We start from the raw sequence: 14,358 nt of genomic DNA on the forward strand, positions 1-14,358 counted from the left end.
CCGGAGGCCGACGCCACCCCCGACGCCGTCGCCCGATCGCCGCGCCGCGACCCGCCACGAACGCCGACGACGCCCTTCGCCGGCCCTCGTGGCTAGGGTTGAAGCGTGAACGCGCACCCCACGCCAGACCGACCTGCGGGGCGCCGACGGGGTGCGTCGTCACCGCCCGACGCCGCGAACGGCGCATCGGTCGCCACCTCTGCCGCGACATCCGACCCATCGACGGTCGCCCCGTCCCTCGACGCACCGGTGCCGCTCACCGCGCGCGAGCGCTTCGACGAGCTCAGCAGCCCGCTGCGCGACCGGTTCGAAGAGCCGATCAGCCGGGTCTCGCGCATCACGAACCGCACCATGGAGCTGTTCCCCGTGCGCGTGTGGCGGTACTTCCTGGCGCAGAACGGGTTCATCCTGTCGTCCGGCATGAGCTACCAGGCACTGTTCGGCATCTTCGCCGCGATCTACGTCGTGTTCGCCGTGTTCGGCATCTGGATCACGGGCAACGACGAGACGATGACGGCGTTCGCGAACCTGTTGAACACCTACGCGCCCGGCCTCATCGGCGACAGCGACAGCACCGGCATCATCTCGACCGACGAACTCGTCGCCATCACGACGTCGAGCACGAGCGCCCTCGGCATCACGGGCGGTGTCGCGCTGCTCGGCCTCGCGTGGACGGCGATCGGCTGGGTCACGTACACGCGCATCGGCGTGCGCAGCACCTTCGGGCTGCCGAAGGACGAGCGCTCGTACCTGCTGCTCAAGGCGCGCGACCTGCTCGCCGGCCTCGCGTTCGGCATCGTGCTCATCGTCGCCGCGGCGCTGTCGGTCGCGACGACGGGGTTCATGCAGTGGCTCATGGGGCTCATGGGCCTGGACCCGAACTCGAGCTGGACCGCCTTCTTCGTGCAGGTCGGCGCGATCGCGGTGGTCTTCGTCATCGACACCGTCGCCCTCGCCGTGCTGTTCCGATTCCTGTCGGGCGCGGCCATGCCGTGGCGTCGCATGGTGATCGGCTCGCTGCTCGGGTCGGCCGCCCTGTCGGTCATGCAGTTGCTCGGCGGCTTCCTCATCACGTTCGCGAGCAGCAACCCGCTGCTCGCGACGTTCGCGGTGTTCATCGCGCTGCTCTTCTGGTTCCGCATGACAAGCATCGTGATCCTCGTGGCCGCGAGCTGGATCGCGGTCGAGGCCTCCGACGCGAACGAGAGCCTCCGCGAGCTCACGCCGGCGCAGCTCGCGGCCGAGCGTCGCGCGATCGAAGCCCAGGCCGCGGTGACGGTCGCCCGGGTGCGGCTGCGCGAGGCCGAGGCCGCGGTCGAGTCCGCCAACTGGATCGGCGGGTTCAAGGCCCGCCGCGTCGCCGCCCGCGCGCAACTCGACCTCGACGAGGCGCAGGCGAAGGCCGACCAGCTGCCGCGCCCCCGACGAACGATCGGTGTCTGAGGCCTCGAATAGGATCGAGGGCATGCCTTCGACCTCCCGTCTCCGTGTCGCCAGCGTCAACGTGAACGGCGTGCGAGCCGCGTATCGCCGCGGCATGGCCGAGTGGCTCGATGCCCGCGACGTCGACCTGCTGGCCCTTCAAGAAGTGCGCGCGTCGACCGAAGACCTGCAGAGTCTGCTCGGCGACGAGTGGAGCATCCTGCACGACCCCGCGACCGCGAAGGGCCGCGCCGGCGTCGCGATCGCGAGCCGCCGCAGGGCGAGCATCCACCGGGTCGAGCTCGGCGCGCACGACTTCGATTCGGCCGGCCGCTGGCTCGAGGCCGACTACGAGGTCGGCGGGCGCATCGTCACGCTCGTAAGCGCCTACGTGCACTCCGGCGAGGTCGACACCCCGAAGCAGGTCGAGAAGTTCAAGTTCCTCGACGCGATGCAGGCCCGCCTGCCCGAGCTCGCCGCGCACTCCGAACTGGCCCTCGTGGTCGGCGACCTCAATGTCGGTCACCGCACGCTCGACATCAAGAACTGGAAGGGCAACGTCAAGCGCGCCGGGTTCCTCCCCGAGGAGCGCGCCTACTTCGACCGTTTCGTGGGCGCCGAGGGCTCCGACGACCACGGCCTCGGCTGGGTCGACGTCGGGCGCCGGTTCGCGGGCGACGTCGACGGCCCCTACACGTGGTGGTCGTGGCGCGGCAAGGCGTTCGACAACGACAGCGGCTGGCGCATCGACTACCAGCTCGCGACGCCCGCGCTCGCCGAACTCGTGACCGACTACACGGTCGATCGCGCGGCCACGTACGACACGCGCTTCTCCGACCACTCCCCCGTGGTCGTCGACTACGCCATCTGAGCGGATGCCGCGACGCGGCGTCTGCCCGACACCTCGACCTCTCCACTGCTCGACGAAGGAACCTCGATCATGAACTCCGCCCGTCCGGTCATCTTCTCCGGCATGCAGCCCTCCGCCGGCTCGCTGCACCTCGGCAACTACCTCGGCGCGCTCGTGAACTGGGTCGCGCTCCAAGACGACCACGACCCCATCTACTGCGTGGTCGACCTGCACGCGATCACCGTGCCGCAGGATCCGAAGGAGCTCCGCGAGAACGTACGCCGCACGGCCGCGCAGTACCTCGCCGCTGGCGTCGACCTCGAGCGCTCCACGCTGTTCGTGCAGTCGCACGTACCGGCGCACGCCGAGCTCGCCTGGGTGCTGAGCACCATCACGGGCTTCGGCGAGGCCAACCGCATGACGCAGTTCAAGGACAAGTCGGCGAAGCACGGGGCCGACGCGACCACGGTCGGACTCTTCACCTATCCGGTGCTGATGGCCGCAGACATCCTGCTCTACGGCACCGACGCCGTGCCCGTCGGCGACGACCAGCGCCAGCACCTCGAGCTCACGCGCGACCTGGCCGGCCGGTTCAACGCCCGGTACGGCGACACGTTCGTCGTGCCCGAGGCGCTGATCCCGAAGGAGTCGGCGCGCATCTACGACCTGCAGGACCCGACGTCGAAGATGTCGAAGTCCGCCGCCTCCCCCGCCGGGCTGGTCAACCTCCTCGACGACCCCGCGATCACCGCGAAGAAGTTCAAGAGCGCGGTCACCGACACCGGTCGCGAGGTGCGGTACGACCGCGAGGAGAAGCCGGGCATCTCGAACCTGCTCGACATCTACTCGTCGATCTCCGGTCGAACCGTCGCCGACATCGAGGCCGAGTACGACGGCCGCGGCTACGGCGACTTCAAGAAGGACCTCGCCGAGGTCGTCGTCGACCGGCTCGCGCCCATCCGCGCTCGCACGCTCGAGCTGCTCGACGACCCCGCCGAGCTCGATCGCCTGCTCGGCATCGGCGCAGACAAGGCCGCCGAGCGCGCCGAGGTCGTGCTCGGCAAGGTCTACGACCGCGTCGGCTTCCTCCGCCGGCGCTGATCGGCGTCGATCGCATGCTCCCCGTCGAGATCGGCACCCGACGCCTGCTGCTCGACCTGCCGGTGCCGGCCGACGCCGACGCCGTCACCCGGTACTGCCAGGATCCCCTGTTCGAGCGGTACCTCACCACGCCGTGGCCGTACACTTCGTCGGATGCCGAGGCATTCCTCTCCGGGTATGTTCCCGCCGGGTGGGCCTCCGAAGCCGAACTCACCTGGGCGATCCGCGCCGAGCGAGGGGGCCTCCTGCTCGGAATGATCAGCGTGCGAGAGGCGCAGCACGAGATCGGGTTCTGGATGGGCGACGAACACCGCGGCGCCGGGTACATGAGCGAGGCCGCCGACGCGGTCTGCGCGTGGGTGCTCGCCGGAGGCGTCCCCGGCGCGACCACCGTGTTCTGGCGCGCGGTCGAGGGCAACCTCGGCTCGGCCAAGGTCGCGAGATCCGCGGGATTCCGGCGCATCGAGCCCGACGACGCCACGGTTCCCACACGCGACGGCGGCACCCTCCCAGCCTGGTACGGGGTGCGCGAATCCGAGCCCGACCCTCGCGCCGAGGCGAGCTGGAACGGCATCCTCGGGGCTCGGGCGTGAGTCGCGAACACCGTTCGACGGTCGTGCTGTTCGACCTCGACGACACGCTCATGGCCCATCGAGAGGCCGTCGCCGACGGCATCCGCCTGCACATGCGCGAGCGCGCATACGACGGCGACTCCGAGGCCGCCCAACGGCTCTGGCATGAACTCGAGGAGCGGCATTACCACGCCTATCTCGCCGGGGATCTGAGCTTCGAAGGCCAGCGCCGGGCGCGCGCACGCGACTTCGCGCTCGCGCACGGCGAGACGCTCGACGAGCCCGGGGCCGGCGCGTGGTTCGACCGGTACTTCGAGCAGTATCGCGCGGGGTGGCGCCTGCACGTCGACGCACTGCCGACGCTCGACGCCCTCGAGGCCGCGCTGCCCGGGGTGCGGCTCGGCATCATCACGAACGGCGAGCCCGACTTCCAGCGCGCCAAGCTCGAACGCCTCGGCATCCTCGACCGGTTCGAGCATGTGGTCGCCTCGGGCGCGATCGGGGCGACGAAGCCCGACCCGCGCATCTTCGACGTGGCGATCGAGCGCTTCGCCGCCGACGCCCCGGTCGCGCGGGCCGCCTACGTCGGCGACCGCCTGCACACCGACGCCCTCGGCGCGGCAGGCGCCGGGCTGGTCGGCGTGTGGGTCGATCGCCACGGCACCGTGCTCGACAGCCCCGACGCAGATGCCGTGCGTGCCGCCGGCGTCATCGTGATCCCCGATCTCGCCGAGCTCACCGCGAAGCTCGTCGAGCGATGGGACGCGACGAGCGGCTGACTCGGTTCGGCGCGGCTCTCGGTACGACCAGGGGCTTCGCAGAAGGGCGAGGCGCGGTATCCGCTCGCCCGGATTCGTTCGGCCGACACCCCCGAACGAGATTGGGCCGGTCGCACCCCCATGCGACCGACCCGTCGCTCAACAGTAGCCTGCTGAGCGGGTTATGCGACGTCCTCGTCGACCCAGTCGAGGGTCTTCGAGACGGCCTTCTTCCAGCTGCGGTCGAGGCGCTCGCGCTCGGCCTCGTCCATCGACGGTTCCCAGCGCTTGTCCTCCTGCCAGTTCTTGGCGAGGTCGTCGAGACCCGACCAGAACCCGACCGCGAGCCCGGCCGCGTAGGCCGCACCGAGGGCGGTCGTCTCGGCGACCACCGGCCGCACGACCGGAACACCCAGGATGTCGGCCTGGAACTGCAGCAGCGTGTCGTTCGACGTGGCGCCGCCGTCGACGCGCAGCTCGGTGAGGTCGATGCCGGCGTCGGCGTTCACCGCCTCGACGACGTCGCGCGTCTGGAAGGCGATCGCCTCGAGTGCCGCACGCGCGATGTGTCCCTTGTTCACGTAGCGCGTGAGGCCCACGAGGGCGCCTCGGGCGTCCGGACGCCAGTAGGGCGCGAACAGGCCCGAGAATGCGGGCACGAAGTAGGCGCCGCCGTTGTCGTCGACGCTCTTGGCGAGTTCCTCGACCTCGGAGGCCGACGAGATCAGGCCCAGGTTGTCGCGCAGCCACTGGATCAGCGAGCCGGTGACGGCGATCGAACCCTCGAGCGCGTAGTGCACGGGCTGGTCACCGAGCTTGTACCCGACGGTGGTGAGCAGGCCGTTCTTCGAGTGGATGATCTCCTCGCCGGTGTTGAAGATCAGGAAGTTGCCCGTGCCGTAGGTGTTCTTGGCCTCGCCGGCCTCGAACGCGGCCTGCCCGAAGGTGGCGGCCTGCTGGTCGCCGAGGATGCCGGCGATCGGCGTCTCGCGCAGCAGCGAGTGCTCGTTGGCGATGCCGTAGACCTCGGACGAGGAGCGGATCTCGGGCAGCATCGACTTCGGAACGCCGAACGCGGCGAGGATCTCGTCGTCCCACTGCAGCGTCTCGAGGTCCATGAACATGGTGCGGCTGGCGTTGGTGACGTCGGTCGCGTGCACGCCGCCGTCGACGCCGCCCGTGAGGTTCCACAGCACCCAGCTGTCGGTCGTGCCGAAGAGCAGGTCGCCCGCCTCGGCCTTCTCGCGCGCACCCTCGACGTTCTCGAGGATCCAGACGATCTTCGTGCCCGAGAAGTAGGTCGCGAGCGGCAGGCCGACCTTGGCCTTGAAGCGCTCGACGCCGCCGTCGGCCGCGAGGCGGTCGACGATCGACTGCGTGCGCGTGTCCTGCCAGACGATCGCGTTGTAGACCGGCTCGCCCGTGTTCTTGTCCCACACGACGGCGGTCTCGCGCTGGTTCGTGATGCCCACGGCCGCGATGTCGTGACGCGTGAGGTTGACCTTGCCGAGAGCCTGGCCGATCACCTCACCGGTGTTGCGCCAGATCTCGGCGGCGTCGTGCTCGACCCAACCCGCCTTCGGGAAGATCTGCTCGTGCTCGAGCTGACCCGTCGAGACGATCGATCCCGCCTTGTCGAAGATGATCGCGCGCGACGAGGTCGTGCCCTGGTCGATCGCGAGGATGTAGTCGGCCATCTGAGAACTCCGTTGCTGTCAGTGAATGGGTGTCTGATGTTGCCCGAGTTACCCGAGAGCGAGGTGTGCCGGGCGAATCGGGCGGGTGGTGCCGGGGTGATGCTGCGCGGGATGGTGCTGCGCATGGGTGATGCGGGGTGATGCTGCGAGGCGGATGCCGCGGTCAGCCGAGGATCGGCAGCAGCGGCGTCGCTGCGAGGCCGGCGAGCACGCCGCCGATGATGGGGCCGACGACCGGCACCCACGAGTACGACCAGTCGCTGCCGCCCTTGCCCTTGATGGGCAGGACCGCGTGCGCGATGCGGGGCGCGAGGTCGCGGGCCGGGTTGATCGCGTAGCCGGTCGGGCCGCCGAGGGACGCGCCGATCGCGATGACCAGGAAGGCGACGGGGATCGCGCCGAGCTCGGCGGGCGTTCCGCCGTTCGTGAAGCCGATGATGACGAACACGAGCACGAACGTGCCGATGATCTCGGTGACGAGGTTCCAGCCGTAGGAGCGGATCGCGGGACCCGTCGAGAAGACGCCGAGCTTGTTCGCCGCTTCGGGCTCGGCGTCGAAGTGCTGCTTGTAGGCCAGCCAGCAGAAGACGGCGCCGATGAACGCGCCGACCATCTGCGCGGCGATGTAGGTGAGCACCGAGACGACGTTGACGGGCACGCCCGAGCCGAACTCGGTCGCGCCGTTCGCGACGAGGCCGAGGGTGACGGCCGGGTTGAGGTGCGCGCCCGACGCGTACGACACGATCACGCCGGCGAAGACCGCGAGGCCCCACCCGATGTTGACCATGAGGAACCCGCCGCCGAAGCCCTTGTTCTTCGCGAGCGCGACGTTCGCGACGACGCCGCATCCGAGGAGCACGAGCAGCGCCGTGCCGACCAGTTCCGACAGGAACACGAGACCGAGATTGTCCACGTTGACCTTCTTTCTAGGAGAGCGAGCCGAACGGCCCCGATGAAACGTAACCGGCGTCCTGCGCGATTCCGGGCGTTTCGGCGTGCACGTCCGTGCAGATTCGGTGCCTCGGCCGAGGGCGCCGGTCCCGAGACGCTGCGCTCCTCGACCGGCGGGTCGGCCGACCGGCGAGGGCGCTGGTCTCGGGACGCTGCGCTCCTCGACCGGCGGGTCGGACCGCCCGCGCGGCCGCTAGGCCACCGGCGCGAGCTGCTCGAGCACGACGCCGTGACGTTCGGCGAGGAGGGCGCGCGCAGCCTCGATCTCGGCCTCCCGACGATCCGCGTCCCAGCCCAGTTCGGCGCCCGCGAGATCGGCCAGCTCGTCGAGGAGCGGCGCGGTGAGCCTTCCCGTGAACGCAATGCTCGTGCGGCGCAGCACGAGGTCGGTGAGGTGCACCACGCGCTCGTTCTGCACGAGCCAGGTGATCTCGCCCTGCGTGTAGCCGTCGTGGTGGGCGAGCGCGCGCTCGGTCTCCCCGTCGACCTCGGCGAGGTACGCCTCGGCGCGGGTTCCGTAGCGCTCGAGGAGGGTCTCGGCGCGGGCACGGCCGACCTCGTCGTCGTGCGACTTGAGCCACACCAGGCGGGCGTCGGCGGACGTCGGGTAGCCCTTTCCGCCGCCGATCGCGAGTCCTTCGGTCGAGCGCACGCGGTCGCGGCCGAGGAGCTCGAGCACCTCGTTCGAGAGGTGCTCGGCGAGGGCGCGGAACGTCGTCCACTTGCCGCCGACGAGGCTCAGCAGGGTCGTGCCTGGGCGAGCCGCGACATCCGCTCGCTCGATGCGGTAGTCGCGGCTGACGAAGCCGGGCTGCGTGTCGTCGTGACGCGGCAGCGGGCGCACGCCCGAGAAGCGGTAGACGATCTGCGAGCGATCGACGCCGATGCCTGGGAAAACGTGCGCGATGAGCTCGAAGAAGTAGTCGACCTCGGCCTCGGTGCACACCGCGGGCTCGCGCATGTCGTGCTCGAGGTCGGTCGTGCCGACCATGACCCGGCCCTTGAGCGGGTAGATGAGCACGATGCGGCCGTCCTCGTGCTCGAAGAAGATCTCGCGTCCACCGGTCGCGGCGAGCAGTTCGGGGTGGTCGAGCACGATGTGCGATCCCTTGGTGCCGCCCATGAAGCTCGTCTCGCGGCCGAGGTCGGCGTTCGTGAGGTCGGTCCAGGGCCCGGAGGTGTTCACGACCACGTCGGCCGTGATCGAGAACTCCTGGCCGGTGAGCCCGTCGCGAACGCGGACGCCGTCGGCGTCGAAGGCCACGGCGCCGAGGTGGTTGACCGCTCGCGCGTGGGGGCCGGCCGCGAGGCCGTCGAAGAGCACGTCGAGGGCGAGCCGCTCGGGGTCGTGCATGCTCGCGTCGTAGTACGTGGCGGTGTACTTGATGTTCGGGTCGAGCGCCGGCAGTTCCGCGAGCGAGCGGGTGCGGCCGTGGAAGCGGTGACGCGGAACCGAGCCGCCGTCGCGCGAGAACGCGTCGTAGATCGTGAGGCCGGTCTTGATGAGCGCGGCGCCCCGCTCGGTGGGCTTGCCCTGCTTGTGCGTGAGGAAGCGCATGGGCGCCGAGAGGATGCCGGAGAACGTCGAGTAGATGGGCACGGTCGTCTCGAGCGGCTTCACGTAGTGGGGCGCGATGCGGATGAGCGCGTTGCGTTCGGTGACCGATTCCTTCACGAGTCGGAACTCGCCGTTCTCGAGGTACCGGATGCCGCCGTGGATCATGTGCGACGAGGCCGACGAGGCGCCCGACACGAAGTCGTCCCGCTCGACGAGCACGACGTCGACGCCCTGCAGCGCGAGGTCGCGGAAGGTGGCGATGCCGTTGATGCCGGCGCCGATGATGACGACCGACGCGTTCGGCCGCGCGCGGAGCGCGGTGACCTCGGCGCGGGTCGCAGGCAGGTTCGCGGCGCGGGCGCCCAGGGCGCCCCGGGCGCCGTGGGTTTCGGGGGTCGGCTGCGTGGTCGGCGTCGTGATCGGCGAGTGCGATGACATCGCTGTCCTCTCGTTTCGTGCGAGGGGCGGGCGTGGCGGTTGCGCGACGGCGCCCCGATGTGGATGAATACATCGTCGAACCAACCGCACGCAGTTGCAAGCCGCGTGCACAAACGTGCAAGGTAGGACACATGAACGACAAGCACGGCCCGGACGCGGCCGAGGGGGCTGCGACGGTCTCGGACAAGACGCGAGAAGCCCTGCGGGCCGCCCACCTCTACTACATGCAGGACCTCACGATGGAGGCGATCGCGCACGAACTGCACACGTCGCGTTCCTCGGTCTCGCGCCTGTTGAGCCACGCCCGAGCGAGCGGGCTCGTGGAGATCTCGATCCACTCGCCGCACGATCTGCCGAGCCGCATCGAGCAGGAGATCCTCTCCAGGTTCGGCATCGTCGCGCACGTCGTGCCCGTGCCCGACCACGCGAGCGACGTCGACCGGCTCGACCGCGTCGCGCTCTCGGCTGCACGGATTCTCGGGCGCTTCGTCGACTCGAACCAGGTGATCGGCGTCGCCTGGGGCTCCACGATGAGCGCCATGAGCCGCCACCTGGTGCCGAAGTCGACGCACAACACCGAGATCGTGCAGCTCAACGGCGCGGGCAACGGCCGCACGACGGGCATCGTCTACGCGAGCGAGCTGCTGCGTCGCTTCGGCGACGCGTTCGGCGCACGCGTGCAGCAGTTCCCGGTGCCCGCGTTCTTCGACGACCCCGCGACGCGACGCGCGTTCTGGCGGGAGCGCAGCACCCAGCGCCTGCTCGACCTGCAGGCCGGCATGGATGTCGCGATCTTCGGCCTCGGCTCGCCCTTCGCCGAGGTGCCGAGCCACGTCTACCAGGGCGGGTACCTGGACCCCGCCGACTACGACGGCCTCAGCCGGGAGGGCGCCGTCGGCGACGTCGCCACCGTGTTCTACCGGGCCGATGGCAGCACCGACGGCATCGCGCTGAACGAACGTGCGACCGGCCCCGACTTCGCCGTGCTCCGCCGTGCCCCCCGCCGCGTCTGCGTGGTGTCGGGCCGGGCGAAGCTCGCGAGCCTCGCGGGCGCACTCGCGGCCGACCTCATCACCGACCTCATCGTCGACGAGGGCACGGCGCGCGCGCTCATCGAACGCTGAGCATTGTTGCGCGAAACGACGGGAATAGGGCGGCCCATGCCGCGTTGAGTAGAATCGACACGAACAACGTGCTCCGGGGTCGGTGTAATTCCGAGCCGGCGGTGACAGTCCGCGAACTGCGGGCGCGAGATCCTCGATCTCGAGCCCCTGGTTGATCCGGTGGAATTCCGGAACCGACGGTGAAAGTCCGGATGGGAGGCGGCACGTGTCGGCGGTGCTGTGCACCGTCGGCGTTCTCGGCGTTGCCGAACATCCCCGGAGCCTGACGACAGGACCACGGATGACGACGGCGGCGCACCACCACGATCGCAGCGCGATCGAGGCTGCGGCCATGCAGCGCGCCCTCGAGATCGCCGCGAACGGCCCGGCCAAGGGTGTGAACCCGCAGGTCGGATGCGTGCTGCTCACCGCCGACGGCGACGTAGTCGCCGAGGGATGGCACCGCGGCGCCGGCACCGCGCACGCCGAGGTCGACGCCCTGAACCGGCTCGCCGCCACCGGGTCGAGCGCCGAGGGTGCCACCGCCATCGTCACGCTCGAGCCCTGCAACCACACGGGCCGCACCGGCCCCTGCGCCGAGGCGCTCATCGCCGCGGGCGTCTCGCGCGTCGTGTACGCGGTGGCCGACCCGGGCGAGCACTCGTCGGGCGGCGCCGAGCGCCTGCGCTCCGCGGGCGTCGACGTCGAGCGCGCCGGAGGCGGCCTCGTCGAGGCGGCCGAGGCGTTCCTCGGCGACTGGCTCCTCACGGCCCGCACGCACCGCCCCCGCGTCATCGTGAAGTGGGCGTCGAGCCTCGACGGGCGAGCCGCCGCCGCCGACGGCACGAGCCAGTGGATCACGGGCCCCGAGGCCCGCGCCGACGTGCACGTTCGTCGTGCGGCCGCCGACGCGATCGCGGTCGGCACGGGCACCGTGATCGCCGACGATCCGTCGTTGACCGCGCGCGGCGTCGACGGGGAGCTGCTCGACGCGCAGCCGATCCCGGTGGTGTTCGGCCGCCGGCCGGTGCCCACCGGCGCCGCGCTCGAGCGGCATCCGCACGCCGACGCGCTCGTGAGGCTCGACGGCGCCGACCTGGCCGACGACCTGCACGAACTCGCGCGCCGCGGCATCCGCTCGCTCTTCGTCGAGGGCGGCCCGACCCTCGCGAGCGCCTTCATCGCGGCCGGCCTCGCCGACGAGGTGCTCGTCTACCTCGCCCCCGCGCTGCTCGGCGGCGGGCGCCTCGCGCTCGGCGACCTCGGCGTGACCACCATCGGCGAGGCCCGCCGCTACGACTTCGCCGCCATCGAGCGGCTCGGCGACGACGTGCTGCTCGTCGCGCACCCGATCTCGAGCCGCGCCGCGCGCGACTCGGCACGCTCCACGGAAGGGAACTGACATGTTCACCGGAATCATCGAAGACCTGGGCACCGTCACGGGTGTCGAGCACACCGCCGACGCCGCCCGCCTCACGGTGCGCGGACCCATCGCGGTCACCGGCGCGAAGCACGGCGACTCGATCTCGGTCTCGGGCGTCTGCCTCACGGTCGTCGCGTTCGACGACGAGTCGTTCACGGCCGACGTCATGGCGCAGACGCTCGCGATGTCGACCCTCGACACCGTCGAAGCGGGTCGCCGCGTCAACCTCGAACGCGCCGCCCTCGTCGGCGACCGCCTCGGCGGGCACATCGTGCAGGGACACATCGACGGCACCGCGCAGGTGCTCGAGGTGCGCCCGGGCGACGCGTGGCGCGTCATCCGCTTCTCGTTGGATGCCGCGCACGCGGCGCTCGTCGTCGACAAGGGCTCGATCGCGGTCGACGGGGTCTCGCTCACCGTGAGCGCGCTCGGCGACGAGCCCGGCGGCTCGTGGTTCGAGGTGTCGCTCATTCCCGAGACGCTCACCGCGACCACGCTCGGCGCGCTCGTGGTCGGCGACCGGGTCAACATCGAGACCGACATCCTCGCCAGGCACGTCGAGCGGATGCTGCGCCTCGACGCTCGCCGGTCACTGCCCTCGTCGCTCGCCGAATCGGCAACCCCGTCGCCCGGCGCACCGTCGCCCGCCGAACCGGCGACCGCCCCGACCGGAGGCACCCGATGAGCCTCGCAACCATCCCCGAGGTGCTCGAGGCGCTGCGCGCCGGCAAGCCCGTGATCGTCGCCGACGACGAGGGTCGCGAGAACGAGGGCGACGCGATCATGGCCGCCGAGTTCGCCACGCGCGAGTGGATCGCCTGGATGGTGCGCCACACGAGCGGTTACCTCTGCGCGCCCATGCCGAACGCGTTCGCCGACCGGCTCGCCCTGCCGCTCATGGTCGAGCGCAATGAAGACGTGCGCACCACGGCCTACACGATCTCGGTCGACGCGAGCGACCGCACCTCCACCGGCATCAGCGCCTCCGACCGCGCGCACACGCTGCGTGTGCTCGCCGACCCCGAGTCGACCCCCGACCGGCTCGTTCGGCCCGGCCACGTCATTCCGCTGCGCGCGGTCGAGGGTGGCGTGCGCGAGCGTGCAGGCCACACCGAGGCGGCCGTCGACCTCATGCGCCTCGCCGGGCTCTCCCCCGTCGGCGTCATCGGCGAGATCGTGACCGACGATGGCGACATGATGCGCCTGCCCGGGCTCATCGAGTTCGGCGCCCGAGAGAACCTGCCCGTGACGACGGTCGCGGCACTCGTCGACTGGCTCGAGACCTGGCACGCCGGGCAGGACCTCTCTGGCGGCCCCGTGCTGACCGCGGTGCCCGAATCCTCGCGCGTGAGCTTCGAGGTCGAGACGGCCCTGCCGACCACCCACGGCGACTTCCGCGTGCGCGCCTACCGCGACCAGGAGACCGGCGCGGACCACGTCGCCATGATCGCCGGCGATCCCGCGAGGGATGCCGCGGGTGCCGTCGTTCGCGTGCACTCCGAGTGCCTGACGGGCGAGGCCTTCGGCTCGCTGAAGTGCGAGTGCGGCCCGCAACTCGATGCGGCCCTCGAGGAGATCCAGCGCCTCGGCGGCGTCGTCGTGTACCTGCGCGGGCACGAAGGACGCGGCATCGGCCTCATCAACAAGCTGCGGGCGTACCGCCTGCAGGAGGACGGCCTCGACACGCTCGACGCGAACGTCGCGCTCGGCCTGCCCGCCGACGCCCGCGACTACCGCGCCGCGACCGCGATCCTGACCGACCTCGGCATCGAGCGGGTGCGCCTGCTCACCAACAACCCCGAGAAGGTGCGCCAGCTCGAGGCCCACGGCATCGCGGTGGCCGAACGGCTGCCGCTCGTCGTCGGCGTCGGCGCGACCAACACCGGCTATCTCGACACCAAGCGTCGCCGCATGGGCCACGCGATCGACGACGCCCAGCTCGCGGATGCCGCGGCCGAGGCACTTCTGGAAGGACACGCATCATGAGCGGAGCAGGCTCCCCCACCCTCGGCCTCGACGGCACCGGGCTCGAGGTGGTCATCGTCGCCGGCAGCTGGCACGACCTGATCACCGATGCGCTCATCGCCGGCGCGGCCCGCACCCTCGAAGAGGCCGGCGCCTCGTTCTCGCTCGTGCGCGTGCCGGGCAGCTTCGAGCTGCCCGTCGTCTCGAAGGCCGTGCTCGAGGCCGGGGCCGACGCGGTCGTGGCGCTCGGCGTGATCATCCGCGGCGGCACGCCCCACTTCGAGTACGTCTCGGCGGCGGCGACCGACGGCCTCACCCGCGTCGCCCTCGACACGGGCAAGCCCGTCGGCTTCGGCGTGCTCACCCTCGACGACGAGCAGCAGGGCCTCGACCGGGCCGGCCTGCCCGGCTCGAAGGAGGACAAGGGCCGCGAGGCGGCCGAGGCGGCCATCGCCACGGTGCGCGCGCTGCGCGCCGTGCGCAGCTGAGGCCGGCCCGCTCACTCGTTCGATGGTGACTT

13 protein-coding genes and 1 riboswitch are annotated in these 14,358 nt (G+C 70.9%); of the genes, 10 read left to right on the forward strand and 3 right to left on the reverse strand.

All coding sequences use genetic code 11. The features are described 5' to 3' along the window. Nucleotides 1–105: 105 nt before the first annotated feature. The 5 genes from ATC03_RS14450 to ATC03_RS14470 all read left to right on the forward strand — a co-directional run bounded on the left by ATC03_RS14450 (nt 106) and on the right by ATC03_RS14470 (nt 4,724). Nucleotides 106–1,443, forward strand: a complete 1,338-nt coding sequence (locus ATC03_RS14450) for a YhjD/YihY/BrkB family envelope integrity protein (protein ID WP_152030969.1) — start codon at nt 106–108, stop codon at nt 1,441–1,443. Between the two features lie 22 nt (nt 1,444–1,465). Then, entirely contained in the window at nt 1,466–2,293 is an 828-nt protein-coding gene (locus ATC03_RS14455; RefSeq protein WP_067878545.1) for an exodeoxyribonuclease III, read from the forward strand. 69 nt (nt 2,294–2,362) lie between these two features. Beyond that, nucleotides 2,363–3,373, forward strand: a complete 1,011-nt coding sequence (gene trpS / locus ATC03_RS14460) for a tryptophan--tRNA ligase (protein WP_067878547.1) — start codon at nt 2,363–2,365, stop codon at nt 3,371–3,373. A gap of 14 nt (nt 3,374–3,387) precedes the next feature. After that, nucleotides 3,388–3,966, forward strand: coding sequence for a GNAT family N-acetyltransferase (locus tag ATC03_RS14465; RefSeq protein ID WP_067878550.1), 579 nt, complete (start codon nt 3,388–3,390; stop codon nt 3,964–3,966). Continuing rightward, nucleotides 3,963–4,724, forward strand: coding sequence for an HAD family hydrolase (locus tag ATC03_RS14470; protein ID WP_227820110.1), 762 nt, complete (start codon nt 3,963–3,965; stop codon nt 4,722–4,724). Before ATC03_RS14465 ends, ATC03_RS14470 begins: the two co-directional genes overlap by 4 nt. Before the next feature lie 161 nt (nt 4,725–4,885). Here ATC03_RS14470 and glpK read toward each other — a convergent pair whose 3' ends face one another. From glpK to ATC03_RS14485, 3 genes are all read right to left on the reverse strand, one after another. After that, nucleotides 4,886–6,400: a glycerol kinase GlpK gene (gene glpK, locus ATC03_RS14475; protein WP_067878551.1), complete on the reverse strand. Its 1,515-nt coding sequence runs from the start codon at nt 6,398–6,400 to the stop codon at nt 4,886–4,888. Between the two features lie 163 nt (nt 6,401–6,563). Further along, a complete protein-coding gene (locus tag ATC03_RS14480; protein WP_074401062.1) occupies nt 6,564–7,313 on the reverse strand; it encodes an MIP/aquaporin family protein in 750 nt (249 codons plus the stop codon). A gap of 231 nt (nt 7,314–7,544) precedes the next feature. After that, nucleotides 7,545–9,347: a glycerol-3-phosphate dehydrogenase/oxidase gene (locus ATC03_RS14485; protein WP_084003523.1), complete on the reverse strand. Its 1,803-nt coding sequence runs from the start codon at nt 9,345–9,347 to the stop codon at nt 7,545–7,547. Between the two features lie 131 nt (nt 9,348–9,478). Here ATC03_RS14485 and ATC03_RS14490 point away from each other — a divergent pair, with 131 nt between their 5' ends. The 5 genes from ATC03_RS14490 to ribH all read left to right on the forward strand — a co-directional run bounded on the left by ATC03_RS14490 (nt 9,479) and on the right by ribH (nt 14,326). Beyond that, nucleotides 9,479–10,471, forward strand: coding sequence for a sugar-binding transcriptional regulator (locus tag ATC03_RS14490; protein ID WP_067878554.1), 993 nt, complete (start codon nt 9,479–9,481; stop codon nt 10,469–10,471). A gap of 64 nt (nt 10,472–10,535) precedes the next feature. Further along, a riboswitch (FMN riboswitch) is annotated at nt 10,536–10,680 on the forward strand. A gap of 71 nt (nt 10,681–10,751) precedes the next feature. Beyond that, nucleotides 10,752–11,852 carry a bifunctional diaminohydroxyphosphoribosylaminopyrimidine deaminase/5-amino-6-(5-phosphoribosylamino)uracil reductase RibD gene (gene ribD / locus ATC03_RS14495; RefSeq protein ID WP_067878558.1) on the forward strand — a complete coding sequence of 367 codons (1,101 nt, stop codon included), beginning with the start codon at nt 10,752–10,754 and terminating at the stop codon, nt 11,850–11,852. A 1-nt stretch (nt 11,853) separates the two neighbouring features. After that, entirely contained in the window at nt 11,854–12,558 is a 705-nt protein-coding gene (locus tag ATC03_RS14500; RefSeq protein WP_084003524.1) for a riboflavin synthase, read from the forward strand. Next, nucleotides 12,555–13,859: a bifunctional 3,4-dihydroxy-2-butanone-4-phosphate synthase/GTP cyclohydrolase II gene (locus ATC03_RS14505; protein ID WP_067878561.1), complete on the forward strand. Its 1,305-nt coding sequence runs from the start codon at nt 12,555–12,557 to the stop codon at nt 13,857–13,859. The genes ATC03_RS14500 and ATC03_RS14505 overlap by 4 nt, the downstream gene beginning before the upstream one ends. Beyond that, nucleotides 13,856–14,326 carry a 6,7-dimethyl-8-ribityllumazine synthase gene (ribH, locus tag ATC03_RS14510; protein WP_067878564.1) on the forward strand — a complete coding sequence of 157 codons (471 nt, stop codon included), beginning with the start codon at nt 13,856–13,858 and terminating at the stop codon, nt 14,324–14,326. The genes ATC03_RS14505 and ribH overlap by 4 nt, the downstream gene beginning before the upstream one ends. Nucleotides 14,327–14,358 lie beyond the last annotated feature (32 nt).

The sequence above is a fragment of the Agromyces aureus genome (genome assembly GCF_001660485.1).
Lineage (GTDB): Bacteria > Actinomycetota > Actinomycetes > Actinomycetales > Microbacteriaceae > Agromyces > Agromyces aureus.

Coding starts and splice junctions, on each gene's coding strand:
- glpK (WP_067878551.1), bottom strand. CDS start 6,400: ATGGCCGACTACATCCTCGCGATCGACCAGGGCACGACCTCGTCGCGC.
- ribH (WP_067878564.1), top strand. CDS start 13,856: ATGAGCGGAGCAGGCTCCCCCACCCTCGGCCTCGACGGCACCGGGCTC.
- ATC03_RS14485 (WP_084003523.1), bottom strand. CDS start 9,347: ATGTCATCGCACTCGCCGATCACGACGCCGACCACGCAGCCGACCCCC.
- ATC03_RS14455 (WP_067878545.1), top strand. CDS start 1,466: ATGCCTTCGACCTCCCGTCTCCGTGTCGCCAGCGTCAACGTGAACGGC.
- ribD (WP_067878558.1), top strand. CDS start 10,752: ATGACGACGGCGGCGCACCACCACGATCGCAGCGCGATCGAGGCTGCG.
- ATC03_RS14465 (WP_067878550.1), top strand. CDS start 3,388: ATGCTCCCCGTCGAGATCGGCACCCGACGCCTGCTGCTCGACCTGCCG.
- trpS (WP_067878547.1), top strand. CDS start 2,363: ATGAACTCCGCCCGTCCGGTCATCTTCTCCGGCATGCAGCCCTCCGCC.
- ATC03_RS14490 (WP_067878554.1), top strand. CDS start 9,479: ATGAACGACAAGCACGGCCCGGACGCGGCCGAGGGGGCTGCGACGGTC.
- ATC03_RS14505 (WP_067878561.1), top strand. CDS start 12,555: ATGAGCCTCGCAACCATCCCCGAGGTGCTCGAGGCGCTGCGCGCCGGC.
- ATC03_RS14500 (WP_084003524.1), top strand. CDS start 11,854: ATGTTCACCGGAATCATCGAAGACCTGGGCACCGTCACGGGTGTCGAG.